This is a genomic window from Modestobacter sp. VKM Ac-2983, from assembly GCF_026967885.1.
GTDB lineage: Bacteria > Actinomycetota > Actinomycetes > Mycobacteriales > Geodermatophilaceae > Modestobacter.
This window is the reverse complement of record NZ_JAPVBK010000003.1, coordinates 186,271-210,117: the sequence shown is the minus strand read 5'-3', so window position 1 is coordinate 210,117 and position 23,847 is coordinate 186,271. Positions and strand designations below refer to the sequence as shown.

Genomic DNA, 23,847 nt, shown 5'->3' with positions numbered 1-23,847 from the left:
TCAGAGCTCCTGAGCCGGGTGCGGGTCGTCCACCGAGGGCTCGTCGGCAAACAGCGGCGGCAGGAACCGCAGCATCAGCACCGACCAGGTGGCGTGGGTGAGCACCGGCGCCTGGATGCCCCCGGTGACCCGCCGCTGCAGCGCGAACAGCAGGCCCATCGGCACCGAGGCGATCACCAGCGCCGGGTTGCGGGTCGCGACGGTGGCCAGCGTGTAGACCGCGGAGGACTTGAGCACCGGGTGGTGGACGCCGGCCGCCGCGTAGAGCGCGCCGCGGAAGAAGACCTCCTCGGCGATGCCATTGGCCAGCGTCGTGGTCAGCACCAGCGGTGCGGAGCCCTGCTGGGCGTAGCGCAGCACCCGGGAGATCGCCGCGTCCAGCGGCGGGATGCGCTTGGCGACCAGCGCGGCGGCGTAGAACGACGCGAACGCCCCCGTCCCGGCCACGACCGGGGTGAGCAGCGGACGGCGCAGCGTGGCCTTGGGGGTCTGCACCCAGCCCAGGTGCAGCGGCCCGGAGGCGAGGCCACCGGCCACCCAGGTGCCGGCCACGCCCAGGGTCAGGGCGTAGAACGCCGTCGAGCCCGGCTTCTGCGACAGCGAGACCCCGAGCAGCCCGGCCCCGGCCAGCGAGACCCCGGCGGTCACCCGCCGACGGCGCCGGAAGGCCTCGTCGGTCTCCCGGTGGTCCCGCGGCACCTTGTCCACCAGCCAGGACGGCGCCCGGGCCAGCAGCCGGGTCAGCCGGGCGTCGGACAGCACCGCCTGCCCCGGCCGCCGCTCGGTGCGGGTCATCCGGCCAGTCCCGCCGTCTTCGACCCCCGGGCGTCCCGGCGGGCCCGGGCGCGTTCGCCCAGCGCGGTCAGCACCGCCTCGTCGTAGGGCATCGGCTCGAACCGGACCACCCGGCGGATCGAGTCGTCCTTCACCACCACCTCGTTGGTCATCGAGTCGATCAGCGACCGGCCGGTCTGCACGTCGACGTCGGTGACCAGCGACAGCCAGTAGGAGGAGAGCTTCGGGCTCAGCAGCGGCACCGGGACGATCAGCAGCCGGCGGCCCTGGATCTCCGCCACCCGGGTCAGCATCTCCAGGTACTCCAGCACCTCGGGGCCGCCCACGTCGAACGCCCGGCCCTCGGCCTCCGGGGCCTCCAGCACCCCGACCAGGTACCGGACGACGTCCGCGATCGCGATCGGCTGGGTCCGGGTGTGCACCCAGCGGGGGGTGACCATCGCCGGCAGGTGCGCGACGAGCTGGCGGGTCATCTCCCAGGAGACCCCACCGTGGCCCACCACGATCCCGGCCCGCAGGGCGGTGACCGGCACGCCGGTCTCCCCCAGCAGCTTCTCGACCTGGCGGCGGCTGCGCAGGTGGGCGGAGAGGTCGTCGGAGTCGTTGCCGAGCCCGCCCAGGTACACGATCCGGCGGACCCCGGCGTCGGCCGCAGCCCGGGCGAAGGAGCGGGCGGCCGCGGCGTCCTTCTCCTGGAAGTCGGCCGAGTCGAGCGAGTGGACCAGGTAGTAGGCCGCGTCGCAGTCGGCGAGCGCGGTGCGCAGCGACACCTCGTCACCGACGTCGCCCTGCACCGCCGCGCCGGCCCCGGAGTAGGTGTCCGGGTGCCGGGTCATCGCCCGGACCTCGTGCCCGGCCTCCTCCAGGGCAGGCGCCAGCCTGCTGCCGACGAACCCCGACGCCCCAGTGACCAGTACTCGCACGACCCCAGCCTCCCGGTCGGGCCGGTCGGGCGCGACTCAGGGGCACACCACCCACCCAGCAGGCGGGCTCCGGCAACGCGATGATCGGCCCATGACCGACCCCGGCGAGGACCGCAACGTGCTCGGTGGCCCGCTGGAGCCGTGCAGCACCGACCCGCTGACCGGCTTCACCCGGGACGGGTCGTGCCGCACCGGCCCGGCCGACCTGGGCAGCCACACGGTCTGCGCGGTGGTCTCCGCCGAGTTCCTCCAGATGCAGCGCGAGCTGGGCAACGACCTGGTCACCCCGCGTCCCGAGTACTCCTTTCCCGGGCTGCGTCCCGGCGACCGCTGGTGCATGGTCGCCGTCCGCTGGTTGCAGGCCCTCCAGGCGGGCGCGCCGGCCGGGGTGGTGCTGGCCGCGACCAACGCCCGCGCCCTGGAGGTCGTGCCGCTGGACGTGCTGCGGTCCCAGGCCGTCGACGTCCCGGACGACCTCTCCTCGCTCTGACCTGGACGTTGGTCCAGGATGGGCGGGTGACCGATCGCCCGCCGCTGCCGCCGTTCACCGCCGAGACCGCCGCCGCGAAGGTGCAGGCGGCCGAGGACGCCTGGAACAGCCGGGACCCCGAACGGGTCTCCCTGGCCTACACCGAGGACTCGGTGTGGCGGAACCGGGACACCTTCGTGACCGGCCGCGCCGAGATCGTCGCCTTCCTCACCGCCAAGTGGGCGCGCGAGCTGGACTACGTGCTGCGCAAGTCGCTGTGGGCGTTCTCCGGCGACCGGATCGCCGTCCGGTTCCAGTACGAGTGGCACGACGCCACCGGGCAGTGGTGGCGCAGCTACGGCAACGAGAACTGGGAGTTCGACGCGCACGGGCTGATGCGGCGGCGGGAGGCCAGCATCAACGACGTCCCGATCACCGAGGCCGAGCGGCGACTGACCGGCCCGCGCACCCCGGACGAGCCGGAGATCCCGCTGCACTGAGCCGCCGAGTGGCGAGCTGTGCACCCCTCGACCCCGGGGCAGACGTGCACATCTCGCCACTCGATGTCCGCGGGTCAGCCCTCGAGGGCGGCGGGGTCCATCCACGTCGCCTCCCAGACGTTGCCGTCCGGGTCGGTGAAGCTGGTGCCGTACATGAAGCCGTGGTCCTGGGCCGGCTGCCAGGGCTTGCCGCCGGCGGCCAGCGCACGGGCCAGCAGGTCGTCGCACTCCGCCCGGTCGGCCGCGGAGACCGCGTTCAGCACCGACGTCGCCTGCGCCGGGTCGCCGATCGAGCCGGCCAGGAACCCGGCGAACTTCTCCCGGGTCAGCAGCATCACCAGGATGTTCTCCTCGATCACCATCGCTGCGCCGGTGTCGTCGGTGTACCGAGCGTCGTTGCGGAAGCCCAGGGCCGCGTAGAAGGCCTTGGCCCGCTCCAGGTCGGTGACCGGCAGGTTCACGAAGATCATGCGCACGGGGAGCTCCTCGGGTAGGCGGGACCGCGATCGGGCCCGTCGCGGATCAGACCGGCCCCCGCCGGAGAACTCATCGGCGGGCCGTGGCGGCGAGGACCAGGTCGACGGTCTCGCTCGGCGCATCCCACATCGGGAAGTGGCCGGAGCCGTCGAACCAGTGGAGCTCGGCGTCGGGGAATGCCTCGACCGCCCGCGCCGCCTGGCGGGCCAGGGTGACCCGGTCGCGCCGTCCCCAGCCGATGGTCAGCCGGCCGGGCAGCGACCCGGCCGGGGCGCCCTGCTGGCGGGGCCCGCGGGCGAGGTCGGTGAGGACGGCGTCGAAGGACGGCGACAGCGCGTACCCGGTGAGCTCACGGGTGACCACCTCGCCGTCCAGGGCCCACGGGCGGGCGGAGAACTGGGCCAGCAGCGCCGTCCGCCCGGCCGGGTTGCCCAGCACGGCGGGGAGCGCCGGCCGGATCCGGCGGACCAGCGCGATCGAGGCGCGCAGGCTGCCCAGGAACACCGCGGCCTCCCGGTCGGTCCAGAACCCGCCCGGGTCGAGGGCCACGGCGTCCCCGCCCAGCCCCCGCCGGGACAGCTCCAGCACCATCCGGGCGCCGAGCGAGCTGCCGACCAGCGGGGCGTCGGCCAGCCCCTCGGCCCGCAGCCAGCCCGCCACGGCGTCGGTGAGCGAGCCGAAGGTGGGGTCCGCCAGCGGTGGGGTGTCGCCGGCGAAGCCGGGCAGGTCCACGGCGACCACCTCGCGGGCCGCGGCCAGGCCGGGGAGCACCGGGTCCCAGGAGCGCCAGGAACCACCCAGCCCGTGCACGAGGACGAGGGGGTCGCCGGAGCCGGTCCGGTGCGTTGCGAGGTCCATCGCCGTCCCCTACCCCGGCGGTGCTGCGGCATCCCCCAGCCGGTCCCGAGGATGATGCGAGGGGTCGGGTGCACCGGAGGGCGCCGGGTCCGACAGCATGTGCGGTCCGGGGACATGGTGGACGCCCAGGTGAGGAGCGCGGACGGTGAGCACGTCGAGGAGCAACCGGGTGCGGGCGGCGATCGGCACGGTCAGCCTGACCGGTGCGGCGATGGGCTTCCTGTCCGCCTGCGGCACCGGGGCCGAGGAGCAGGAGGCCGAGCGGGTCTACTGCGTCGACGACCAGGACCAGGTCGTCGACGAGGAGCAGTGCGAGGAGGCCGAGCGCAACGGCGGCTTCATCGGCGGGGTGCCCTACTTCTTCCTGCTGGGTGGCTTCGGCGGCAACCGGTACGCGGTCGGGCAGACCATCCCGCAGCAGTACACCGGCGCAGCGACCCGGGTGAACCCCGCCGACACCACGGCGCGGTCCCGGGCCGGGCTGCCCGGCAGCGGCCGGGTGACCTCAGGCACCCGGATCTCCGGCGGCATCGGCTCGGGCCGGGTCGGGAGCGGGAGCGTCGGCTCATGAGGCGGCTCTACGGCACGGCCCGGCGCGGCTGGGAGGCCGAGATCGAGAGCCAGGGGCTCGTCTACAACAAGACGACCGTCCCGGGCGGTGAGACCCGCTCGTACTGGCGCGAGGACGTCTTCTACGACTTCACCTCCGCCGAGATCGACCACCTGGCCCACGTGACCGACCAGCTCTTCGCCGCCTGCGTGGAGGCCGGTGACGTGGCGCTGGCCGACGAACGGCTGCTGGACCGGATGCGGATCCCGCGCGACGCCCGCGAGGTCATCAAGGCCACCTGGGAGTCCGAGCCGCCCAGCGTCTACGGCCGCTTCGACCTGTGGTGGGACGGCGAGGGCGCGCCCCGGCTGCTGGAGTTCAACGCCGACACCCCGACCTCGCTGGTCGAGGCCGCGGTCGTGCAGTGGGCCTGGCACCTGGAGACCGGCCAGGGCCGCGACCAGTGGAACCAGCTCGACGACCGGCTGGTCGAGGCCTGGCGGCGCAACCTGTCCCGCTGGGAGGCCGAGCACGGCCGCCGTCCCCGGGTGCACCTCGCCTGGACCAACGGCGACCGCAGCGGTGAGGACTGGATGACGGTGGCCTACCTGGCCGACACCGTCCAGCGGGCCGGCTACGAGACGGTGGTGCTCACCACCGAGGAGCTCGCCCTGGACACCGGTGACGCCCGGTTCTACGACCCCAAGGGCAACCTGATCGACGTCCTCTTCAAGCTCTACCCCTGGGAGTGGCTGCTCGAGGACGCCTACGGCCCCTCGGTGATCGCCGACCTGTGGACCCCCGACGGCACCACCTGGATCGAGCCGATCTGGAAGATGCTGTGGTCGAACAAGGGGCTGCTGCCGGTGCTGTGGCAGCGCTACGCCGACGACCCGGTGATCGGCAAGCACCTCCTCCGGGCCTACTTCGCCGACGACCCCCGCGCGGCCGAGCTGGAGCAGACCGGCTACGCCCGCAAGCCGCTGTTCGGCCGGGAGGGCAACAACGTCGAGCTGTTCGCCCCCGGAGGCGAGCCCCTGGCCTCGCTCGGCGGGAAGTACGGCGCGGAGGGCTGGGTGGTGCAGCAGCTGTGCGCGCTGCCCGACTTTGCCGGCCCCGACGGCCCGCACCACCCGGTGCTCGGCACCTGGGTGGTCGACGGCGAGGCCGCGGGCCTGGGCATCCGGGAGTCCGACGGGCTGATCACCGACGACCTGTCCTTCTTCGTGCCGCACACCATCGACCACCGCCGCCCGCCGAACACCACCTGGTCGGCCTGACGCCCTGCCTGTTGTCGATCATCGGCGATCGGTGGGCCTGCTCGGCGTGTCGGACCGCCAGTTGCCGATGATCAACTCCTGAGGGGCGCCCGTCGCCAGGTTGGCCAGCAGCAGGACCAGGGACGCCATCTCGACCGCCACGGCGACCGTCAGCCAGCGGGTCTGCACCTCAGACCCCCGTGGTCGACCCGGGGCGCAGGATCATCAGCACCACGACCACCACCCACAGCAGGTTGAAGGTGCCGGAGGCCATGGCCAGCCGGCGCACCAGGGCGGCGGCGTCCGCCGGCCGGGTCGTCGGCGCGACCAGGGCAGCCGCGGCGGACGTCGGGCCCGGGCCGCCCTCGGCCAGCTGCAGCAGCTCGCGCTGCCGGGGCAGGACGACGCCGCCCAGCAGCAGCCCCGCGGCGAGGGTGAGGGCCATGGAGACCAGCACCCAGGCCTCGCCGAGCACCCCGAGGGCCGACCCCACCGCCACCCCGAAGACCGGGACGGCGAGCGCCAGCACCGCGTAGACCCGGCTGATCCGGTGCAGCAGGTGTACCGCCGGAAGCGCCGGGACCGCGGTCTCCTCCTCCAGCGCGAGCCGGGCGTAGCGCGGGAACAGGCTCACCGCCACGGTCACCGACCCCACGAACACGATCGCGGCCACCACGTGGACGCTCAGCAGGAACCCCGCCATCGCACTCCTCCTCTCGGTCGTCGACGACAGTATCAGCCGGGCTGAAACCGAGGGAGAACGGCGACACCGAGGGCTGCGAGGATGGGGCGCTCCGTCGTCCGGGCGGAGGACCGAGGGGGACCACGTGACCGACCCGACCGCGCCGGGTGCCGGGGAACCGCCGGCGACCAGCCCGGCCGTGCTCCTCGTCGCCCTGGGCCGGGAGGTCGAGTCACGGCTGGGTGCGGCGCTGGAGCCCAGCGGCCTGTCGCTGCGGCTGATGGGCGCGCTCGGCCACCTGGCCCGACAGCCCGGGCTGTCCTACACGGAGCTCGCCCGCCGGGCCAGGGTGACCCCGCAGAGCATGCACGCGACGGTCGCCGCGCTCATCGAGGCCGGTGCGGTCGCACCGGCGGGGCCCGGCCGGGGGAAGCGGGCGCTGCTCGAGGTGACCGACCAGGGCCACCGACTGCTCGCAGCCGGCCAGGCCGCGATCACCGCCGTGGACGTCGAACTGCGCTCGCTGGCCGCGCTCCCGCCGGACGGCGACCTGTTCCGGATGACCATCGAGCTCTCCCGCCGTCCTCCGCCGGCACCCTGATCCGCCTCGGGGAACTCAGCCGAGGGCCGCCGCGGCGGGGAGCCAGTCGATCCGGCCGCCGTGGGCAGCGGTGTAGGCCAGCGGCTCGCCGTCCAGGGCCAGCAGGAACCGGGCCTCGTCGGCCGCCGGCGGCTCGGGCAGCCGGTCGCGGACGGCGGGCAGCACGCCCACGCCCTCCTGGGAGACCCAGCGCACCGGCAGCCCGGCCACGAGCTCGGTGAACGCCCCCTTCGCCGCGGCCGGCAGGTACGCCAGCACCGCGGTGTGGAAGACGACGACGGTGGCCTCGGCCGGCATCGCGGCGACCAGCCCGGGCAGCTCCTCGACCAGGTCGCCCCGCCGGATATCGGCGGGCTCCCGGGCGGCGATCGCGGCCGCGGCGGTGAGCCGGTCGCGCCGCTCGTCCATGCCCGGCCAGATGAGCGCCTGCAGCCAGGCGACGTCGTCAGCGTCCGCGGGATCGAGCGGGTTCAGGTCGATGCCCGCCCGCCGCACCACCTCCGGCACCCCGCCCGGGACCGGCCCGGTGCCGGTGACCTCGCAGCTCAGCTGCACCGCGCGCGACGCCGGCCCGACCCGGACGCCGGAGTAGTCGTAGCCGTACCGGTCCGGGTACAGGCACAGCCCGGCCGACGCGCCGACCTCGATCAGGGCCAGCGGCCCCGGCAGGCCGGCCAGCACCGGCAGCAGCGCCGCGCAGCGGGCGGCCTCGTTGGTCTGGGTGGCCCGGGTGAGCATCGTCGCCCGCAGCCGCTCGGCGTCGCCCAGCACCCGGTCGCGCAGTTCCGCACCGTCCGCCGGCGGGCCGCCGTGCAGGTACTGGATCGCGCCCAGCAGCAGGTTGGCCTGCCGCTTGGGCCGCGGCAGCGTGCCGAGGAAGGCCAGCACCTCGGCGTCCTCGGCGACCGCGGCGGCGAGCTCGGCGTACCGCGGCGAGAGCGGGGCCGCCTCCACCTGCGCGAACCAGCGGTAGTGGTCGGCCAGGTCGCTGAGCTCCTCGTCCAGTGACCTCATGTGGTCGTCAGGTCGCGCGAGGCGCCGGCTGAGCGGGCCAGCTCCTCGCGGGTCGGCTCGACCAGCACCCGGCCGTCGGGGGTGAGCACGACCGGGGAGCCGGCGTCCTCGGCGCCGATCTCGGCGAGCAGGCGGGCGGCTGCGGCGTCCTCGGCCGGGTCCAGCCAGGTGTGCGGCACCCCGTCCTCGGCCAGCTGGGCCTGCAGCTCGGCGCTGGCCGGCCAGCGCCGGTCGCCGACCACCCGCAGCCCGCTCGCCTGCCCGATGAGCATCGCCCGGCGCAGCAGGAACGACCGGGTGATGACGTCGGCCAGCCCCCGGTCCCGGGTGAAGACGGCGCGCAGCTGCTCCAGGCTGAGCACCAGCACCTCACCGTCCTCGGCGGCCACCAGCGAGCGCACCGGCCGCTGCCCCGCCAGCATGTTCAGCCCGCCCAGGAACCGGCCCGGACCGTGGACGGCCACGACCCGCTTGCCGCCGTCCGGCCCGCCGTCCAGTGGCCCCTCGACCACCGCCACCGTGCCGGAGAGGACGGCGAAGAAGTCGAACTCCGCCTGCCCCGAGCGCAGCAGCACCTGCCCGCGGACGGTCCGCTGCCGGCGCCCCACCCGCCGCAGCACGGCGAGGTGCTCCTCGGACAGCCGTGGGGAGGAGCCGTCGTCCGGGGTCTCGGCGAGGCGTTCGCCGGGAAGCACGCTGATCGCCGGCAGCTCGGCGGCCGGGGAGAGGGCGACCGACGACCGTGCCGGCGCGACCAGCTCGGCCGCCGGCAGCAGGCTGCCGTGGCCGGGACCGCGCGGGTCGGAGGCGACCAGGGCGGCGGCGAGCGACTCGGTGGTGGTCGGGCCGTCGTGCCCGACGCCGTTGACGAAGAACGTCGGGGTGCCCCGCGCGCCGCTGGCCTCGGCGCCCACGACGTCGCTGCGCACCCGGGCCGCGTGGGCGCCGCTGCCCAGCTCCGCGGCGAACCGGCCGAGGTCCAGCCCGAGCGCGGCGGCGTGGTCGAGCAGCTGGTCGGCCTCCAGCTGGTCCTGGTGGGCGAACAGCCGGTCGTGCATCGTCCAGAAGGCGCCCTGCGCGCCGGCGGCCTCGGTGGCCTCGGCGGCGAGCTCGGCGTGCGGGTGGACGTCGGGCAGCGGGAGGTGCCGGAAGACGTACCGCAGGTCGTCGCCGAACCGGTGCCGCAGCTCCTCGACCACCCCGGTCGCGCGGCCGCAGAAGGGGCACTCGACGTCGCCGTACTCGACCAGGGTCAGCGGTGCGTCGACCCGGCCGCGGAGGTGGTCGACCGTCGGGTCGACCGGCGGGTCCAGCTCCCGCGGGCCGGTGCGGGCCGCCTGGGGCGAGCGCCGTCCCAGCGCCCAGAACCAGACCGCGCCCAGTGCGGCGGCGACGACGCCCGCGGCGAGGACGCCGACCATCGCCTCCTCGCGCAGCGTCGGGTCGTCGAAGGCCAGGTCGGCGACGAACAGCGAGACGGTGAAGCCCAGGCCGGACAGCGCCGCCCCGCCCCAGACAGCGGCCAGGGTCACCCCGGGGGGCAGCGAACCCATGCCGAAGCGGACGGCGAGGGTCGAGGCCAGCCCGATGCCGACGAACTTGCCGACGACCAGGCCCACGAAGACGCCCACGGTGATCGGGGAGGTGAGCGCCCGGTCGAGCAGCTCGGTGTCGAACTGCACGCCCGCGTTGGCCAGCGCGAACACCGGGACGACGACGTACCCGCTCCACGGCACCAGCAGGGCGCCGATCCGCTCGTTCGGCGAGATGGCCCGCTCCACCGACAGCTTCGCCCGGCGGGCCAGCGCGACGTCGGGGGCCTGCCGGAAGGCACGGGTCAGCGTGCCTGCGGACTCGACCTCGTCCCGGCGGGGTGTGTACGCGCTGACCAGCAGGCCCAGCACGACGCCGCCGATGGTGGCGTGCACCCCGGAGGCGTGCATCGCCAGCCACATGACCACGCCGACGGCGAAGTAGGCCGGCCCGCGCCACACCTGCAGCCGGGTGAGCAGCCCGAAGGCGACCACGCACAGCACCGCGACGCCGAGGGCGAGGAGGTCGATGTCGTCGGAGTAGAAGACCGCGATCACGGTGAGCGCGCCGATGTCGTCGACGACGGAGAGCGACAGCAGGAAGACCCGCAGCTGAGTGGGGCAGCGCGAGCCGACCAGCGCCAGCGCGCCGAGGACGAAGGCGGTGTCGGTGGCCATCGGGATGCCCCAGCCCTGCGCACCGGGGCCACCGGCGTTGATCGCCAGGTAGAGGCCCGCCGGCACCGCCAGCCCGGCGATCGCGCCGAGGGCCGGGACGGAGAGCCGGCTGCGCTCGGTCAGCTCCCCCATCGACAGCTCGCGGCGCACCTCCATGCCGATGAGGAAGAAGAAGAACACCATCAGGCCGTCGTTGACCCAGTGCCGCAGGTCCATGGCGACGCCGGTCGAGCCGACCTCGAAGGAGAGCTCGGTGTGCCAGAAGGCCTCGTAGCTGTCGCCCCACGGCGAGTTCGCCCAGATCAGCGCCAGCGCGGTCGCCACGACGAGCAGGCCGGCGCTGGCCGCCTCGGTCTGCAACATGCGCCGGGCCTGCGCCGACAGCTGGGCGATGAGGTGACCGGACCCCGACCGCGCGGTGGTCCGTACTGGTGCGCTCACCCGGTCTTCCTACCCTGCGCTTGTGACGGGGCGGGATCGGTCGGACGTCGCGTCCGTGGCCCCGACACTGTCCGCCGGACGACCGTCCGGTGAACGAGGGACCGAGAGGACGACGATGACGGACAGCAGTGCCCTCGCAGGCCAGGTCGCGGTGGTCACCGGGGCGGCGCGTGGCCTCGGCCGGGCGATCGCCCTGGAGCTGGCGGCCGCCGGAGCCGACATCGGCCTGGGTCTCCGCGACGTCACCTCCGACGGCGGGCTCACCGGGGAGATCACCGCCCTCGGACGCCGGGTGGTCGCCGTCCCGATGGACGTCACCGACCTCGACCAGAGCCGGGCGGCGATCGACCGGGTGGTCGACGAGCTCGGGTCGGTCGACGTCCTGGTCAACAACGCCGGCGGCGGGGTGATGGCCTCGGCGCTGGAGCTGACCGAGGCGGACTTCGACGCCGTCTGGTCGCGCAACACCCGCTCGACGTTCTTCCTGGCCCAGCACGCCGCCCGGCACATGGCCCGGGCCGGTGGCGGGGCGATCGTCAACGTCGCCTCCCAAGCCGGGCTGGTCGCGCTGCCCGGCGAGTCCGCCTACTGCACTGCGAAGGCCGCGGTCATCCACCTGACCCGCTGCCTGGCCGTGGAGTGGGGGGAGCTGGGCATCCGGGTCAACGCGGTGGCGCCGACCTTCATCGAGACGCCGGGCACCGAGCCGGCGCTGTCGGACCCGGCGTTCCGTGCCGACGTCGTCGACCGGATCGCCGCGCTGCACCGGATCGGCCGGCCGGAGGAGGTCGCCACCGCGGTGGCCTTCCTGGCCTCCCCGGCCGCCAGCCTGGTCACCGGCCACACCCTGACCGTGGACGGCGGCTGGACCGCCCGCTGACCCCGCGCTTCCCCGCCGCCACGACGATCATGGAGCTGCGGTGGCGACACCCCGGCCGTGCTCGGCGTGCCGTCACCGCCAGCCCATGATCGTCGGCGAGCGCTGGGTGGGGAGGCGGCCAGGGCCTAACCCAGGACGACGAGCAGGTCGCCGCCCTCGACCTGCTGGACGGCGCTGATCGCCACTCGGGAGACCGTGCCGGCGCGGGGGGCGGTGATCGCGGCCTCCATCTTCATCGCCTCGATGGTGGCCAGCTGCGCGCCCGCCTCCACCGTGTCGCCCTCGGCGACGGACAGGCTGACCACCCCGGCGAACGGCGCCGCCACTTGCCCCGGGTCGCTGCGGTCGGCCTTCTCGGTGGGCTGGACGTCGGAGGTGACGGACCGGTCCCGCACCGACACCGGCCGGAGCTGGCCGTTGAGCGTGCACATCACCGTGCGCATCCCCCGCTCGTCGGCGTCGGAGATCGCCTCGATGGCGATGAGCAGCCGCACCCCGGGCTCCAGGTCGACCGAGTGCTCCACGCCCTGCCGCAGCCCGTAGAGGAACTCCTTGCTGGGCAGCACCGAGGTGTCGCCGTAGGCCTCCCGGTGCGCCTGGAACTCCATGGTCGGGCCGGGGAACAGCAGCCGGTTCAGCGTGGGCCGCGGTTCCTTCGCCAGGCCGGCCAGGTCCTCCTCCGACAGCTCTGCCGGCGGCTCTGCCGGGCGCCGTCCCTCCAGGGCGCGGGACCGGAACGGCTCCGGCCAGCCGCCGGGCGGGTCACCCAGCTCGCCGCGGAGGAACCCGACCACCGAGTCGGGGAGGTCGTGCGTCCCGGGGTCGGCGGCGAAGTCCTCCACCGCCACCCCGGCACCCACCAGCTGCAGCGCCAGGTCACCGACCACCTTCGACGACGGCGTGACCTTGACCAGCCGGCCGAGCAGCCGGTCGGCCGCGGCGTACATCGCCTCGACCTCCTCGAACCGCTGCCCCAGCCCGAGGGCGATCGCCTGCTGGCGCAGGTTGGACAGCTGCCCGCCGGGGATCTCGTGGGTGTAGACCCGCCCGGTCGGGGCCGGCAGCCCGGACTCGAAGGGCGCGTAGACCCGGCGGACGGACTCCCAGTAGGGCTCCAGGTCGTTGACTCGCGCCAGGTCCAGGCCGGTGGCCCGCTCGGTGTGGTCGGTGGCGGCGACGATGCTGCTCAGCGCCGGCTGGGACGTCGTCCCGGCCAGGGCCGCGCTGGCGCCGTCCACGGCGTCGACCCCGGCCTGCCAGGCCGCCATCAGCGTCGCCAGCTGCCCGCCGGGGGTGTCGTGGGTGTGCAGGTGCACCGGCAGGTCGAACCGCTCGCGCAGCGCGGTGACCAGGGTGGCCGCCGCCGGCGGGCGGAGGAGCCCGGCCATGTCCTTGATCGCCAGCACGTGCGCCCCGGCGTCGACGATCTGCTCCGCCAGCCGGAGGTAGTAGTCGAGGTCGTAGAGCTGCTCGGCCGGGTCGGAGAGGTCGGCGGTGTAGCAGAGCGCGACCTCGGCGACCGCCGTCCCGGTCTCCCGGACGGCGTCGATCGCCGGGCGCATCTGGTCGACGTCGTTGAGCGCGTCGAACACCCGGAAGACGTCGATGCCGGTGTGTGCCGCCTCGGCGACGAACGCCGTCGTCACCTGCTCCGGGTAGGGGGTGTAGCCGACGGTGTTGCGGCCGCGCAGCAGCATCTGCAGGCAGATGTTGGGCACTGCCTCGCGCAACGCGGCCAGCCGCTCCCACGGGTCCTCGTGCAGGAACCGCAGCGCGACGTCGTAGGTGGCCCCGCCCCACGCCTCGATCGACAGCAGCTGCGGGGTCGCCCGCGCCACGTGCCCGGCCACGGCCAGCAGGTCCTTGGTGCGCACCCGGGTGGCCAGCAGCGACTGGTGCGCGTCCCGGAACGTGGTGTCGGTGACCGCGAGGGCCTTCTGCGCGCGCAGGTCGGCGGCGAACCGCTCCGGCCCGAGCTCGCGCAGCCGGTCCCGGGAGCCGTCCAGCGGGTGCAGCGCCAGGTCCAGCCGGGGGAGCTTCTCCACCGGGTCGATCAGGTGCGGGCGCTCACCGTGCGGGGCGTTGACCGTGACGTCGGCCAGGTAGGTGAGCATCTTGGTGCCGCGGTCGGCCGAGGAGCGGGCGGTGAGCAGCTCGGGCCGCTCCTCGATGAACGACGTCGTCACCCGGCCGGCCTGGAAGTCCGGGTCGTCCAGCACCGCCTGCAGGAACGGGATGTTCGTCGACACCCCGCGGATGCGGAACTCGGCCACCGCGCGGCGCGCCCGGGCCACCGCGATGTCCCAGGTGCGGCCGCGGCAGGTGAGCTTGACCAGCATCGAGTCGAAGTGCGCGCCCACCTCGGCACCCAGGGTGGCGGCGCCGTCCAGCCGCACCCCGGCGCCGCCGGGCGAGCGGTAGGCGGTGATCCGGCCGGTGTCCGGGCGGAAGCCGTTGGCCGGGTCCTCGGTGGTGATCCGGGTCTGCAGCGCCGCCCCGCGGAGCACGATCGACTCCTGGGTCAGCCCCAGGTCGGCCAGCGTCTCCCCCGCCGCGATCCGCAGCTGGCTGCCCACCAGGTCGACGTCGGTGACCTCCTCGGTCACCGTGTGCTCCACCTGGATCCGCGGGTTCATCTCGATGAAGACGTGCCGGCCCTCGCGGTCGACCAGGAACTCCACGGTGCCCGCGCAGCTGTAGCCGATCTGCCGGGCGAAGGCGACCGCGTCGGCGCAGATCCGCTCGCGCAGGGCCGGGTCCAGGTTCGGCGCCGGGGCGATCTCGATGACCTTCTGGTGCCGGCGCTGCACCGAGCAGTCGCGCTCGTAGAGGTGGATGACGTTCCCCTGCCCGTCGGCCAGGATCTGCACCTCGATGTGCCGCGGGTCGATGACCGCCTGCTCGAGGAAGACCGTCGCGTCCCCGAACGCCGACTCCGCCTCCCGCATCGCCGCCTCGATCGCGCTGCGCAGCTGGTCGCGCTGCTCGACCCGGCGCATGCCGCGCCCGCCACCCCCGGCCACCGCCTTGACGAAGACCGGGCCCTCGATCGCGTCGGCGGCGGCCAGCAGGGTGTCGACGTCGTCGCTGGGCTCGGTGCCCTGCAGCACCGGCAGGCCGGCCTCGCGGGCCGCGGCGATCGCCCGGGACTTGTCCCCGGTGAGCTCGAGCACCGCCGCCGACGGGCCGACGAAGGTGATCCCGGCCCGCGCGCAGGCCTCGGCCAGGTCGGGGTTCTCCGACAGGAACCCGTAGCCGGGGTACACCGCGTCGGCGCCGGCGCGCTGGGCGGCCCGGACGATCTCGGCGACGTCCAGGTAGGCCCGCACCGGGTGGCCCGGCTCGCCGATCTCGTAGCTCTCGTCGGCCTTGAGCCGGTGGACGGAGTTGCGGTCCTCGTGCGGGAAGACGGCGACCGTCCCGGCACCCAGCTCGTAGGCGGCGCGGAAGGCGCGGACGGCGATCTCGCCGCGGTTGGCGACCAGGACCTTCTCGAACACGGGTGCCCCTCTCTGTCGGGGAGCGCCGGCACGCAACGCCCTCGGAGGGCCGACGCTAGCGGCGCACCCGACTGCCCGGTGTTCCCGTTGTGCACAACGTGCGTGCCGGCCGCTGCACCGGGTACTCCCCGGCCGTGACTGCCCAGACCACGGCTGACGACGTCCCCTCCGCCCGCGCACCGAAGGAGGTCGTGCTCGTCACCGGCGCCTCCAGCGGCATCGGCCGGGCCAGCGCGATCGGGTTCGCCCGGCGCGGCGCCTCCCTCGTGCTGGTGTCCCGCAGCGCCACCGCGCTCGCCGACGCCGCCGCCGACTGCCGCGCCGCCGGTGCCGCGGCCGTCGAGTGCGTACCGGCCGACGTCCTGGACGCCGCGGCCGTGCAGTCCGCCGTCGACCGCGCGACCGGCACCTTCGGCCGGCTGGACGTCGTCGTCCACTCGGCCACCGTGATGGCCTACGGCCGCATCGAGGACATGGACGCCGCTGTCTTCCAGCGGGTCGTCGACACCGCGGTCCAGGGCACGTTCCACGTCTTCCAGGCGGCGCTGCCGGTGCTGCGGGCCCAGCGGCGCGGGCACGTCGTCGTCGTCAGCTCGCTGCTGGCCTCGATCACCGCGCCGACGATGGGCGCCTACGTGGCCGCCAAGTGGGGCCAGCTCGGGCTGATCCGCACCCTGCAGCAGGAGCTGCGCGAGCTGCCCGACGTGCACGTCTCCGCGGTCGCCCCGGGCGGGACGACGACGCCGATCTACGGCCAGGCCGCGACCGTGCTCGGCAACACCGGGCACCCGCCGCCGCCGGTCTACACCCCCGAGCGGGTCGCCCGGGCGGTCCTGGCCCGGGTGGCGCACCCGCGCCGGCTCAAGCAGTCCGGCTTCACCAACCCGGTGATCATCGCCGGGTTCCGGCTGTTCCCGCCGGTGTACGACGCGCTCGTCGGCCCGCTGCTCAAGGTCTTCGGCATGGCGCGTGACCAGGTGGGGCCGACCACCGGCAACGTGTTCGAGCCGGTGTCGGAGAAGGAGTCGACCCGGGGCCGCTTCTGGGGCATCTGACCGACCGTCGGTCAGAGGAGCCCGGCGACGTGGGCCAGGATGGCCACCTGGACGCGGTTGGCCGTGCCCAGCTTGGTGAAGACCCGGGAGACGTGCGACTTCACCGTGGCCTCGCTGAGGAACAGCTCCCGGCCGATGTCGGCGTTGGACAGGCCCCGCCCCACGGCCAGCAGCACCTCGCGCTCCCGCTCGGTGAGGGTCTCGATCCGTCCCCGCGCCTCCTGCCGGCGGGCGTCGGCGCCGGTGTCGGTGTAGCGGGTGATCAGCCGCCGGGTGGCGGTCGGGGACAGCATGGCCTCACCCGCGGCGACCACCCGGACCGCCTGCACCAGCTCCCGCGGCGGGGTGTCCTTGAGCAGGAAGCCGCTGGCGCCGGCCTGCAGCGCACCGAAGACGTGCTCGTCCAGGTCGAAGGTGGTCAGCACCAGCACCCGGGGTGCGTCGGGGCGGGCGGTGAGGGCGGACGTGGCGGCCAGCCCGTCCATCCGCGGCATCCGCACGTCCATCAGGACGACGTCCGGCCGGAACCGGAGCGCGGCGTCGAGCGCCTCCGCGCCGTCCCCGGCCTCACCGACCACGCGCAGGTCCGGGGCGCTGGCCAGCACGGCGCGCAGCCCCGCCCGCACCAGCGCGTCGTCGTCGACCAGCAACAGGCGCACGGACTCGGCTCCCGATCCGTTCACGCGAGCTCCCCGTCCCCGCCGTCGGGCCAGGGCAGGTCGGCGTGGACCAGGAAGCCGTCGGGCTGTGCCCCCGTGCTCAGCCGGCCACCCACCAGCTCCACCCGTTCCCGCAGCCCCAGGAGCCCGAGGCCGGCCCCGGGCACCAGGGGTGCCGCCGCCGTGGTCGGGGCGCTGTTGTGCACCCGGACCTGCAGGCCGCTGCCGGGCTCCCCGGCCAGCAGCACGGTGGCCGTGCCGCCGGCGGCGTGCTTGTGCACGTTCGTGAGGGCCTCCCGCACGACCCGGTGCGCGGTGCGGCCCACGATCGGGGGCGGGGTCTGCCCCTCGGGCAGGTCGAGGTGCAGGTGCACGGCGACACCCGCCGCCGAGCTCGCCCGGACCAGTCGGTCGACGTCGGCGAGGGTGGGCTGCGGCAGCAGCTCGGCGTCGGCCTGGGGGGCGGAGCCGGTGTCCGCCCGCAGCACCCCCAGGACGGTGCGGAGCTCCTCCAGCGCCTGCCGGGCGGTGGTGCGGATCAGGGCGGCGGACTGCTCGACCTCCGCCGGACCGGCCGTCGGGTTGACCTCCAGGCCGCCGGCGTGCAGCGCCACCAGGGACATCCGGTGCGCCAGCACGTCGTGCATCTCCCGGGCGATGCGGGTGCGTTCGGCCTGCCGGGTCTGCTCGACCCGCAACCGCTGCTCGGCCCTGGTCTGGACGACCCGCTCCTGCAGCGACCGCACGAGATCGCGGCGGGCCCCGAGGTAGGCGCCCAGCAGCACCGGGAAGACGACCGCGGCCAGCCCGTAGGCGGCCAGGATCGCTGCCGAGAGCGGGTCGAGCAGGACGACCGGGTCGAGCCCCGCCTCGGTCGCAGCGCTCACCACCAGCGCCGTCACCGCCGCGCACAGCACCAGCACCAGCCACCGGTCGCGGCGCCGGATGGCCACGGTCAGCAGGGCCAGCCACACCGGCAGCCACGAGCCCCCGGCAGCCCCGACGACGCAGCCCAGCAGCGCCACGTGCACCGGGTACCGCCGGCGCCACCAGAGGGCGACGGCCAGCAGCAGCGTCCCCAGGGCCTGCAGCCACGTCCGGGGAGCGAGGTCGGCCACCGGGCCCTCACCGACGACGAGGGAGGCCGCCCCCAGCACACCGAGCGCCACGAAGGCCAGGTCACGCAGCCGCGCCCAGGGCCATCGTCGGGCACCGGACTCGTCGATCATCGCCCCGCGACCCGTCTCCACGGGGGTGAGCGTAGAGATCATCCGACCCCGCGCCGTCCCCCGACGGGCTGACGACCGGGTCGATGACCTGCGACTTTCGTAGCATGGGCCGACCACCTCCGGCCGATGTCCGCACCCCCCGGTGCCGGACAGGCTCGTGCCATGAACGACACGGAGACGTCCACCGTCCATCTCGACCCGGAGAACTGGCCCGTCCGGGCCGTGGGCACCGATGCCATGGCTGTCCTCGGCCTGGTCTTCGCCTTCGTCCTCTTTCCGCTGGGGATCGTCTTCAGCGCCCTGGGCCTGCGCAACACCCGCCGGGACGGCACCCGCGGCCGCGGGCTCGCCCTCGCCGGGATGACCGTGTCACTGCTGCAGCTGGCCGGGGTCGTCGGGCTCGTCCTGTGGGCCGCCTTCGGCGCCGGCTCCTGATGGCCTGGGACGGCGAGGAGCCGGCCAGCGTCCTGGCCGCGCGCCAGCTCGCCGAGGAGGCCCGGCAGCGGAGGCACCAGCCCCGCCGCCGCCCACCCCTCCGTCGCCCGCCCGGCCAGCGGACTGCCCGCCAGTGCGCAGTCGTGGTCGTCGACACGCGCCGACGCGCGGAGGCGGGCGACCACCACTGACCACTCGGCGCCCGCGGGGCGTCGGGGAGGATGGGCCGGTGACCGCCCTCCGCACCTCCTTCTCCGCCGAGGTCACCGCCGCCGCCGCCCGGCTGGCCGGCGTCGCCGAACGGACGCCGCTGCAGCGCAACGCCCGACTGTCGGAGCTGACCGGCGCCGCCGTCTGGGTCAAGCGCGAGGACCTGCAGGTCGGCCGGTCGTACAAGGTTCGCGGCGCGTACAACACGATCAGCCAGCTGGACGCCGCCGGTCGGGCGGCCGGTGCGGTGACCGCCAGCGCCGGCAACCACGGCCAGGGGGTCGCCTACGCCTGCCGGGTGCTCGGCGTCCGGGGCCGGGTCGTCGTGCCCGGGACGACGCCGCGGCAGAAGCGGCAGCGGATCGCCGCGCTCGGCGGGGACATGGTCGAGCTCGTCGTGCACGGCGACACCTACGACGACGCGGCCGCCGCCGCCGCCGAGCACGCCACGATGACCGGGGCGACGCTGGTGCCCGCCTTCGACGCGCTGTCCACGGTCGCCGGTCAGGCCACCGTGGCGATGGAGCTGCTCAGCCAGCTGGACACCCCGCCGGACGTCGTCGTCCTGCCGGTCGGTGGGGGCGGGCTGCTGGCCGGCTGCGGCACCTGGCTGCGCGAGCACGTCCCCGGCGTCCGGCTGGTGGGGGTGGAGCCGTCGGGTGCGGCGAACATGGCGGCGGCGCTGGCCGCGGGACGGCCGGTGGAGCTGGCCGAGATCGACACGTTCGTCGACGGCGCGTCGGTGCGCCGGGCCGGCGACGTGACCTTCCCGCTGGTGCGCGACTCGGGCGCGGAGCTGGTGACCGTCCCCGAGGGACAGGTCTGCACCGAGATGCTCGACCTGTACCAGGTCGACGGGGTGATCGCGGAGCCCGCCGGCGCCCTGGCCAGCGCAGCGCTCACCGGCGGCTCGGTCCTCGTCGAGCCCGGCCAGACCGTCGTCACACTGCTGTCGGGCGGCAACAACGACGTCAGCCGGTACGCCGAGGTGGTCGAGCGCTCACTGGTGCACCAGGGCCTCAAGCACTACTTCCTGGTCGAGTTCCCGCAGGAGCCCGGGGCGCTGCGCCGGTTCCTCGACGAGGTGCTCGGCCCGGACGACGACATCGTGCTGTTCGAGTACGTCAAGCGGGACAACCGGGAGACCGGGGCGGCGCTGACCGGCATCGAGCTGGGCAGCGTCGACGGCCTGGCGCCGCTGCTGGCCCGGATCGAGGCGGGCCCGCTCAAGATCCAGCTCCTCGCGCCGGGCACGACCGCCTACCGCTTCCTGGTCTAGCGCGGCCCCCCGGCGGGAGGCCGCGCCGACAGGTCAGGGTTCGACGGTGACCTTGATCGCCTCGCCCTTCTGCACGATGGAGAAGGCGTCGAGGACGCGGTCCAGCGGCAGGTGCTCGGTGATCAGGTCCTTGACCGGCACCTGGCCGGTGGAGATGTACTCCAGCGCCCGCTTGTTGTGCTCCGGCGCGGACCCGTTCGCGCCGTGGATATGCAGCTGCCGGTAGTGCACGACGTTGGAGTCGCAGGTGATCGTCGGGTTCGTCTTGGGCAGACCGCCGAAGAAGGAGATCCGGCCGTTGCGGGCGGCCATCGCGATGGCCTGCTCCTGGGTGACGTTCGCCGCGGTCGCGGTGATGATGACGTCGGCGCCCCGGCCGCCGGTCAGCTCCAGGACCCGGGCGACCACGTCGGTCTCCGCGCCGTTGATGACCTCGTCGGGCTGGACGGCCTTGGCCGACATCTCCAGCCGCTCGGCGTTGACGTCGACCAGGATGACCGTGCCGACCTTGTGGACCCCGCGGGCGATGCGGATGTGCATGCAGCCGATCGGCCCGGCGCCGAAGACGACGAGGGTGTCGCCCTCCTCGATCCCGAGGAGCTCCTGGGCGTTGATGGCGCAGGCGAACGGCTCGGCGGCCGAGGCCTCGTCGTAGCCGACGTTGTCCGGGATCCGGTTGAGGCCGTCCACCTTGAGCACCTGCTGCGGGACGATCATGTACTCGGCGAACCCGCCGTCGTACTGGTAGCCCACCGAGGTCTGGTTCTGGCACACCGCCATCCAGCCCTTGCGGCACTCGTGGCACTCCCCACACGGCACCGCGGCGATCACCTGCGCCCGGTCACCCGGCGCCCACGAGCTGCCGTACGTCGTGTTGACGTTCGCGCCGACCTCGACGACCTCGCCGGCGATCTCGTGCCCGATGGTGCGCGGCGGCGAGAGGTTCTGGTGGCCGTTGTGGAAGATCTTGACGTCGGTGCCGCAGGTCGAGCAGTTCTTGACCTTGAGCTTGATCTCGTCCGGGCCGCACTCGGGCTCGGGGACGTCCTCGAGCCGCACGTCCTCAGGGGCGTAGAACCGCAGGGCCTTCATGTCGTCCTCCGAGTGCTGTGTCGACGGTGACGCCGTCCGGCGCCGCGGGGCTGGCCACTGACTGGGTGTCGCCGATCACTGTAGGACGGCGGCCGGACACCCGGTTGGGTGGGTCTCTCTGCGATCATGTGGGTTTGTTCGGCCTTGACCCCAGCTTGAAGGCTTGATACACAGACATACACAGATCCGGGTGATCGCCGTCACACGATCGACCGCTCAGTCAGACGCCCGAACGACCCCTGTCGATCGCGGTTGCCGATCCAGCTCAGGAGGGCCCCTCATGGCCACGACCACTCATCCAGCCGCGCGCTCGGGAGGGATGCGGCTGCACGTCCAGCGGTTCGGCACCTTCCTGTCGAACATGGTGCTGCCCAACATCGGCGCGTTCATCGCCTGGGGCCTGATCACCGCCCTGTTCATCGAGACCGGCTGGATCACCCTGATCGGCGACGCCGTGGGGTACACCGGCAGCTACGGCTTCGTCGAGGACCTCGGCGCCTGGGGCTCCGGGGCCGAGGGCACCGGGATCGTCGGCCCGATGATCACGTACCTCCTGCCGCTGCTCATCGGCTACACCGGCGGCCGGATGATGTACGACGACAACCTGCGCGGCGGCGTCGTCGGCGCCATCGCCACCATCGGCGCCATCACCGGCGCCGACGTGCCGATGTTCCTGGGCGCCATGGTGATGGGCCCGCTCGCCGGCTGGTCGATGAAGAAGCTCGACGCGTTGTGGGCGCACAAGATCCGCCCCGGCTTCGAGATGCTGGTCAACAACTTCTCCGCGGGCATCTGGGGCGGGTTCCTGGCGGTCGTCGGCTTCGTGATCGCCGGCCCGTTCGTGCAGGCCTTCAGCGACCTGGCCTCCAACGTGGTCGACGTCCTGGTGGAGAACGGCCTGCTGCCGCTGACCTCGATCTTCATCGAGCCGGCCAAGGTCCTGTTCCTGAACAACGCCATCAACCAGGGCATCCTGACCCCGCTGGGCACCACCGAGGCGGCTGGGGTCGGCCAGTCCATCCTGTTCCTGCTCGAGGCCAACCCCGGCCCGGGCCTGGGCCTGCTGCTCGCCTTCGCCCTGTTCGGCCGCGGCGTCGCCAAGGCCTCGGCCCCTGGTGCGATCCTCATCCAGTTCGTCGGCGGCATCCACGAGATCTACTTCCCCTACGTGCTGGCCAAGCCGAAGCTGATCGTCGCGGTGATCCTCGGCGGCATGGCCGGCGTGGCCACGAACGTGCTCTTCGGCTCGGGGCTGCGCTCGCCGGCGTCCCCCGGCTCGATCATCGCCGTCTGGGCGGCCTCCCCGCCCAGCAGCCTGCTCGGCGTCACCGCCTCCGTGCTGATCGCCGCCGGCGTCACGTTCGTCGTCGCCGCGTTCCTGCTGAAGCTGGACAAGGACGACGACGGCGACCTGACCGCGGCCACCGCAGCGATGGAGGCGAACAAGGGCAAGAAGTCGTCGGTCTCCTCGGCGCTGACCGGTGCGCGCACCGGCCGCAGCGAGGGCCCGATCCGCTCCATCGTGTTCGCCTGCGACGCGGGCATGGGCTCCTCCGCCATGGGCGCCTCGGTGCTCCGCAAGAAGGTGCACGGCGCCGGCTTCGACGACGTGACCGTGGTGAACAAGGCCATCTCCAACCTGACCGACGACTACGACCTCGTCGTCACCCACGAGGACCTGACGGACCGGGCCGAGAAGAAGACCGGGTCGGCGGTGCACGTGTCGGTGTCGGACTTCATGTCCAGCCCGCGCTACGACGAGATCGTCGAGATGCTGAAGCGGACCAACGCCGCGCCCTCGGCCGAGGAGGCCACCGCGGCCGCCGCACCCGACGGTGCCGCCGTCCCCGGGCGCGAGGCCACCGCCCCCGCCGCGGCCGGCGGCCTCTCCCGGCTGGCCGAGGACGGCGACGACGGCACCGACGTGCTCGCCCTCGAGAGCATCGTCCTGGACGGCTCGGCCACCACCCGCGACGAGGCGATCACCGAGGCCGGCGAGCTGCTGGTCGCCGCCGGCGCCGTCGACCCCTCCTACGTGCAGGCCATGCACGACCGGGAGACCTCGGTGTCGACCTACATGGGCAACCGGCTGGCGCTGCCGCACGGCACGAACGAGGCCAAGCCCGCCATCCGGCGGACCGCGATCTCCTTCGTCCGCTACGCCGACGCCATCGACTGGAACGGCAAGGAGGCCTCCTTCGTCATCGGCATCGCCGGCGCCGGGGACGACCACCTGAAGCTGCTCGGCCGGATCGCGGAGGTCTTCGTCGACCCCGCGCAGGTCGCTCGCCTCGAGGCGGCGCAGAGCCCGGCCGACGTCCTGGCCGTGCTGGGTTCGCTGCAGCCCGCGTAGGCCCGCACGTCCACGACGGCCCCGGCCGACCCACCCGGGTCGGCCGGGGCCGTCGTGCGTCAGCGGGGGCCGTCGTGCGTCAGCGGGAGTGGTCGTCCGTCTCAGCCGGAGTAGCGGACGGCGGCGCGGGCACGGGCCTGAGCCGCGAGCACCTCGCGGTCCTTGGGCGGTGCGGTGGTGACCAGGTCGGCGAGCAGGTGCTCCGTGGCGTGCGCGATCTCCTCGACCGCCCGGTCGAACGCCGCCTGGTTGGCCTGCGACGGCTTGGTCGACCCGCTCACCTTGCGCACGTACTGCAGCGCCGCCGCCCGCACCTCGTCGGAGGTGGTGGCGGGCTCCAGGTTGTGCAGGACGTGGATGTTCCGACACATGCCCG

The 23,847-nt window shown here is 74.1% G+C and carries 23 protein-coding genes; 10 read left to right on the top strand and 13 right to left on the bottom strand.

Features of this window, described 5'->3' with window-relative positions; genetic code table 11:
- Together O2W18_RS12835 and O2W18_RS12830 are read right to left on the bottom strand one after the other, a co-directional pair.
- Positions 1-795, bottom strand: a complete 795-nt coding sequence (locus tag O2W18_RS12835) for a CPBP family intramembrane glutamic endopeptidase (protein WP_269187914.1) — start codon at positions 793-795, stop codon at positions 1-3.
- Positions 792-1,718: an NAD(P)H-binding protein gene (locus O2W18_RS12830; protein WP_269187913.1), complete on the bottom strand. Its 927-nt coding sequence runs from the start codon at positions 1,716-1,718 to the stop codon at positions 792-794. Before O2W18_RS12830 ends, O2W18_RS12835 begins: the two co-directional genes overlap by 4 nt.
- A 91-nt stretch (positions 1,719-1,809) precedes the next feature.
- Here O2W18_RS12830 and O2W18_RS12825 point away from each other — a divergent pair, with 91 nt between their 5' ends.
- Both O2W18_RS12825 and O2W18_RS12820 read left to right on the top strand, forming a co-directional pair.
- Positions 1,810-2,208, top strand: a complete 399-nt coding sequence (locus O2W18_RS12825; protein ID WP_269187912.1) for a DUF2237 family protein — start codon at positions 1,810-1,812, stop codon at positions 2,206-2,208.
- Between the two features lie 26 nt (positions 2,209-2,234).
- The gene (locus O2W18_RS12820) at positions 2,235-2,687 is read left to right on the top strand and encodes a nuclear transport factor 2 family protein (protein ID WP_269187911.1); all 453 of its coding nucleotides are present in this window, start codon (positions 2,235-2,237) and stop codon (positions 2,685-2,687) included.
- 74 nt (positions 2,688-2,761) lie between these two features.
- On the opposite strand, the gene O2W18_RS12815 is transcribed toward O2W18_RS12820, so the two are convergent.
- A complete protein-coding gene (locus O2W18_RS12815) occupies positions 2,762-3,157 on the bottom strand; it encodes a VOC family protein (protein WP_269188651.1) in 396 nt (131 codons plus the stop codon).
- Positions 3,158-3,233: 76 nt separating this feature from the next.
- Positions 3,234-4,022 carry an alpha/beta fold hydrolase gene (locus O2W18_RS12810; protein ID WP_269187910.1) on the bottom strand — a complete coding sequence of 263 codons (789 nt, stop codon included), beginning with the start codon at positions 4,020-4,022 and terminating at the stop codon, positions 3,234-3,236.
- 145 nt (positions 4,023-4,167) lie between these two features.
- On the opposite strand from O2W18_RS12810, the gene O2W18_RS12805 reads away from it, so the two are divergent.
- Positions 4,168-4,593 carry a hypothetical protein gene (locus tag O2W18_RS12805; RefSeq protein ID WP_269187909.1) on the top strand — a complete coding sequence of 142 codons (426 nt, stop codon included), beginning with the start codon at positions 4,168-4,170 and terminating at the stop codon, positions 4,591-4,593.
- Positions 4,590-5,852: a glutathionylspermidine synthase family protein gene (locus O2W18_RS12800; RefSeq protein WP_269187908.1), complete on the top strand. Its 1,263-nt coding sequence runs from the start codon at positions 4,590-4,592 to the stop codon at positions 5,850-5,852. The genes O2W18_RS12805 and O2W18_RS12800 overlap by 4 nt, the downstream gene beginning before the upstream one ends.
- 18 nt (positions 5,853-5,870) lie before the next feature.
- Here the strand turns inward: O2W18_RS12800 and O2W18_RS12795 are convergent, their stop codons facing one another.
- Both O2W18_RS12795 and O2W18_RS12790 read right to left on the bottom strand, forming a co-directional pair.
- A complete protein-coding gene (locus O2W18_RS12795) occupies positions 5,871-6,020 on the bottom strand; it encodes a hypothetical protein (protein WP_269187907.1) in 150 nt (49 codons plus the stop codon).
- 1 nt (position 6,021) lies between these two features.
- Complete coding sequence (locus O2W18_RS12790) at positions 6,022-6,534, bottom strand: hypothetical protein (RefSeq protein ID WP_269187906.1); 513 nt, start codon at positions 6,532-6,534, stop codon at positions 6,022-6,024.
- Between the two features lie 124 nt (positions 6,535-6,658).
- Between O2W18_RS12790 and O2W18_RS12785 the strand changes: the two genes are divergently transcribed.
- Positions 6,659-7,114, top strand: a complete 456-nt coding sequence (locus O2W18_RS12785) for a MarR family winged helix-turn-helix transcriptional regulator (protein ID WP_269187905.1) — start codon at positions 6,659-6,661, stop codon at positions 7,112-7,114.
- A 15-nt stretch (positions 7,115-7,129) separates the two neighbouring features.
- Here the strand turns inward: O2W18_RS12785 and O2W18_RS12780 are convergent, their stop codons facing one another.
- Entirely contained in the window at positions 7,130-8,128 is a 999-nt protein-coding gene (locus O2W18_RS12780; protein WP_269187904.1) for a DUF2332 domain-containing protein, read from the bottom strand.
- Positions 8,125-10,779, bottom strand: coding sequence for a Na+/H+ antiporter NhaA (nhaA, locus tag O2W18_RS12775; RefSeq protein WP_269187903.1), 2,655 nt, complete (start codon positions 10,777-10,779; stop codon positions 8,125-8,127). The genes O2W18_RS12780 and nhaA overlap by 4 nt, the downstream gene beginning before the upstream one ends.
- A 115-nt stretch (positions 10,780-10,894) precedes the next feature.
- Here nhaA and O2W18_RS12770 point away from each other — a divergent pair, with 115 nt between their 5' ends.
- Complete coding sequence (locus tag O2W18_RS12770; protein ID WP_269187902.1) at positions 10,895-11,659, top strand: SDR family NAD(P)-dependent oxidoreductase; 765 nt, start codon at positions 10,895-10,897, stop codon at positions 11,657-11,659.
- Positions 11,660-11,784: 125 nt separating this feature from the next.
- Here the strand turns inward: O2W18_RS12770 and O2W18_RS12765 are convergent, their stop codons facing one another.
- Positions 11,785-15,159 (bottom strand): pyruvate carboxylase, encoded by a 3,375-nt coding sequence (locus O2W18_RS12765; protein ID WP_269187901.1) that lies wholly within the window; start codon positions 15,157-15,159, stop codon positions 11,785-11,787.
- A gap of 134 nt (positions 15,160-15,293) precedes the next feature.
- Between O2W18_RS12765 and O2W18_RS12760 the strand changes: the two genes are divergently transcribed.
- Positions 15,294-16,214: an SDR family NAD(P)-dependent oxidoreductase gene (locus O2W18_RS12760; RefSeq protein WP_269187900.1), complete on the top strand. Its 921-nt coding sequence runs from the start codon at positions 15,294-15,296 to the stop codon at positions 16,212-16,214.
- 11 nt (positions 16,215-16,225) lie between these two features.
- On the opposite strand, the gene O2W18_RS12755 is transcribed toward O2W18_RS12760, so the two are convergent.
- A complete protein-coding gene (locus tag O2W18_RS12755; RefSeq protein WP_269187899.1) occupies positions 16,226-16,897 on the bottom strand; it encodes a response regulator in 672 nt (223 codons plus the stop codon).
- The gene (locus O2W18_RS12750) at positions 16,894-18,123 is read right to left on the bottom strand and encodes a sensor histidine kinase (RefSeq protein WP_269187898.1); all 1,230 of its coding nucleotides are present in this window, start codon (positions 18,121-18,123) and stop codon (positions 16,894-16,896) included. Before O2W18_RS12750 ends, O2W18_RS12755 begins: the two co-directional genes overlap by 4 nt.
- A 141-nt stretch (positions 18,124-18,264) precedes the next feature.
- Here O2W18_RS12750 and O2W18_RS12745 point away from each other — a divergent pair, with 141 nt between their 5' ends.
- Both O2W18_RS12745 and ilvA read left to right on the top strand, forming a co-directional pair.
- A complete protein-coding gene (locus O2W18_RS12745; RefSeq protein WP_269187897.1) occupies positions 18,265-18,537 on the top strand; it encodes a DUF4190 domain-containing protein in 273 nt (90 codons plus the stop codon).
- Between the two features lie 229 nt (positions 18,538-18,766).
- Entirely contained in the window at positions 18,767-20,026 is a 1,260-nt protein-coding gene (gene ilvA, locus O2W18_RS12740) for a threonine ammonia-lyase IlvA (RefSeq protein WP_269187896.1), read from the top strand.
- A 33-nt stretch (positions 20,027-20,059) separates the two neighbouring features.
- Here ilvA and O2W18_RS12735 read toward each other — a convergent pair whose 3' ends face one another.
- Complete coding sequence (locus tag O2W18_RS12735; RefSeq protein ID WP_269187895.1) at positions 20,060-21,118, bottom strand: zinc-dependent dehydrogenase; 1,059 nt, start codon at positions 21,116-21,118, stop codon at positions 20,060-20,062.
- A 280-nt stretch (positions 21,119-21,398) separates the two neighbouring features.
- Between O2W18_RS12735 and O2W18_RS12730 the strand changes: the two genes are divergently transcribed.
- Positions 21,399-23,471: a PTS mannitol transporter subunit IICBA gene (locus O2W18_RS12730; RefSeq protein ID WP_269187894.1), complete on the top strand. Its 2,073-nt coding sequence runs from the start codon at positions 21,399-21,401 to the stop codon at positions 23,469-23,471.
- A gap of 101 nt (positions 23,472-23,572) precedes the next feature.
- On the opposite strand, the gene O2W18_RS12725 is transcribed toward O2W18_RS12730, so the two are convergent.
- Positions 23,573-23,842 carry a DUF2277 domain-containing protein gene (locus tag O2W18_RS12725; protein ID WP_269187893.1) on the bottom strand — a complete coding sequence of 90 codons (270 nt, stop codon included), beginning with the start codon at positions 23,840-23,842 and terminating at the stop codon, positions 23,573-23,575.
- Positions 23,843-23,847 lie beyond the last annotated feature (5 nt).

Bases quoted from the DNA above. Each gene is read 5' to 3' on its own strand.
- O2W18_RS12790 (WP_269187906.1), bottom strand. From the start codon at position 6,534: ATGGCGGGGTTCCTGCTGAGCGTCCACGTGGTGGCCGCGATCGTGTTC.
- O2W18_RS12835 (WP_269187914.1), bottom strand. From the start codon at position 795: ATGACCCGCACCGAGCGGCGGCCGGGGCAGGCGGTGCTGTCCGACGCC.
- O2W18_RS12730 (WP_269187894.1), top strand. From the start codon at position 21,399: ATGGCCACGACCACTCATCCAGCCGCGCGCTCGGGAGGGATGCGGCTG.
- O2W18_RS12745 (WP_269187897.1), top strand. From the start codon at position 18,265: ATGAACGACACGGAGACGTCCACCGTCCATCTCGACCCGGAGAACTGG.
- O2W18_RS12815 (WP_269188651.1), bottom strand. From the start codon at position 3,157: ATGATCTTCGTGAACCTGCCGGTCACCGACCTGGAGCGGGCCAAGGCC.
- O2W18_RS12800 (WP_269187908.1), top strand. From the start codon at position 4,590: ATGAGGCGGCTCTACGGCACGGCCCGGCGCGGCTGGGAGGCCGAGATC.
- O2W18_RS12810 (WP_269187910.1), bottom strand. From the start codon at position 4,022: ATGGACCTCGCAACGCACCGGACCGGCTCCGGCGACCCCCTCGTCCTC.
- O2W18_RS12735 (WP_269187895.1), bottom strand. From the start codon at position 21,118: ATGAAGGCCCTGCGGTTCTACGCCCCTGAGGACGTGCGGCTCGAGGAC.
- O2W18_RS12770 (WP_269187902.1), top strand. From the start codon at position 10,895: ATGACGGACAGCAGTGCCCTCGCAGGCCAGGTCGCGGTGGTCACCGGG.
- O2W18_RS12780 (WP_269187904.1), bottom strand. From the start codon at position 8,128: ATGAGGTCACTGGACGAGGAGCTCAGCGACCTGGCCGACCACTACCGC.
- O2W18_RS12725 (WP_269187893.1), bottom strand. From the start codon at position 23,842: ATGTGTCGGAACATCCACGTCCTGCACAACCTGGAGCCCGCCACCACC.
- O2W18_RS12825 (WP_269187912.1), top strand. From the start codon at position 1,810: ATGACCGACCCCGGCGAGGACCGCAACGTGCTCGGTGGCCCGCTGGAG.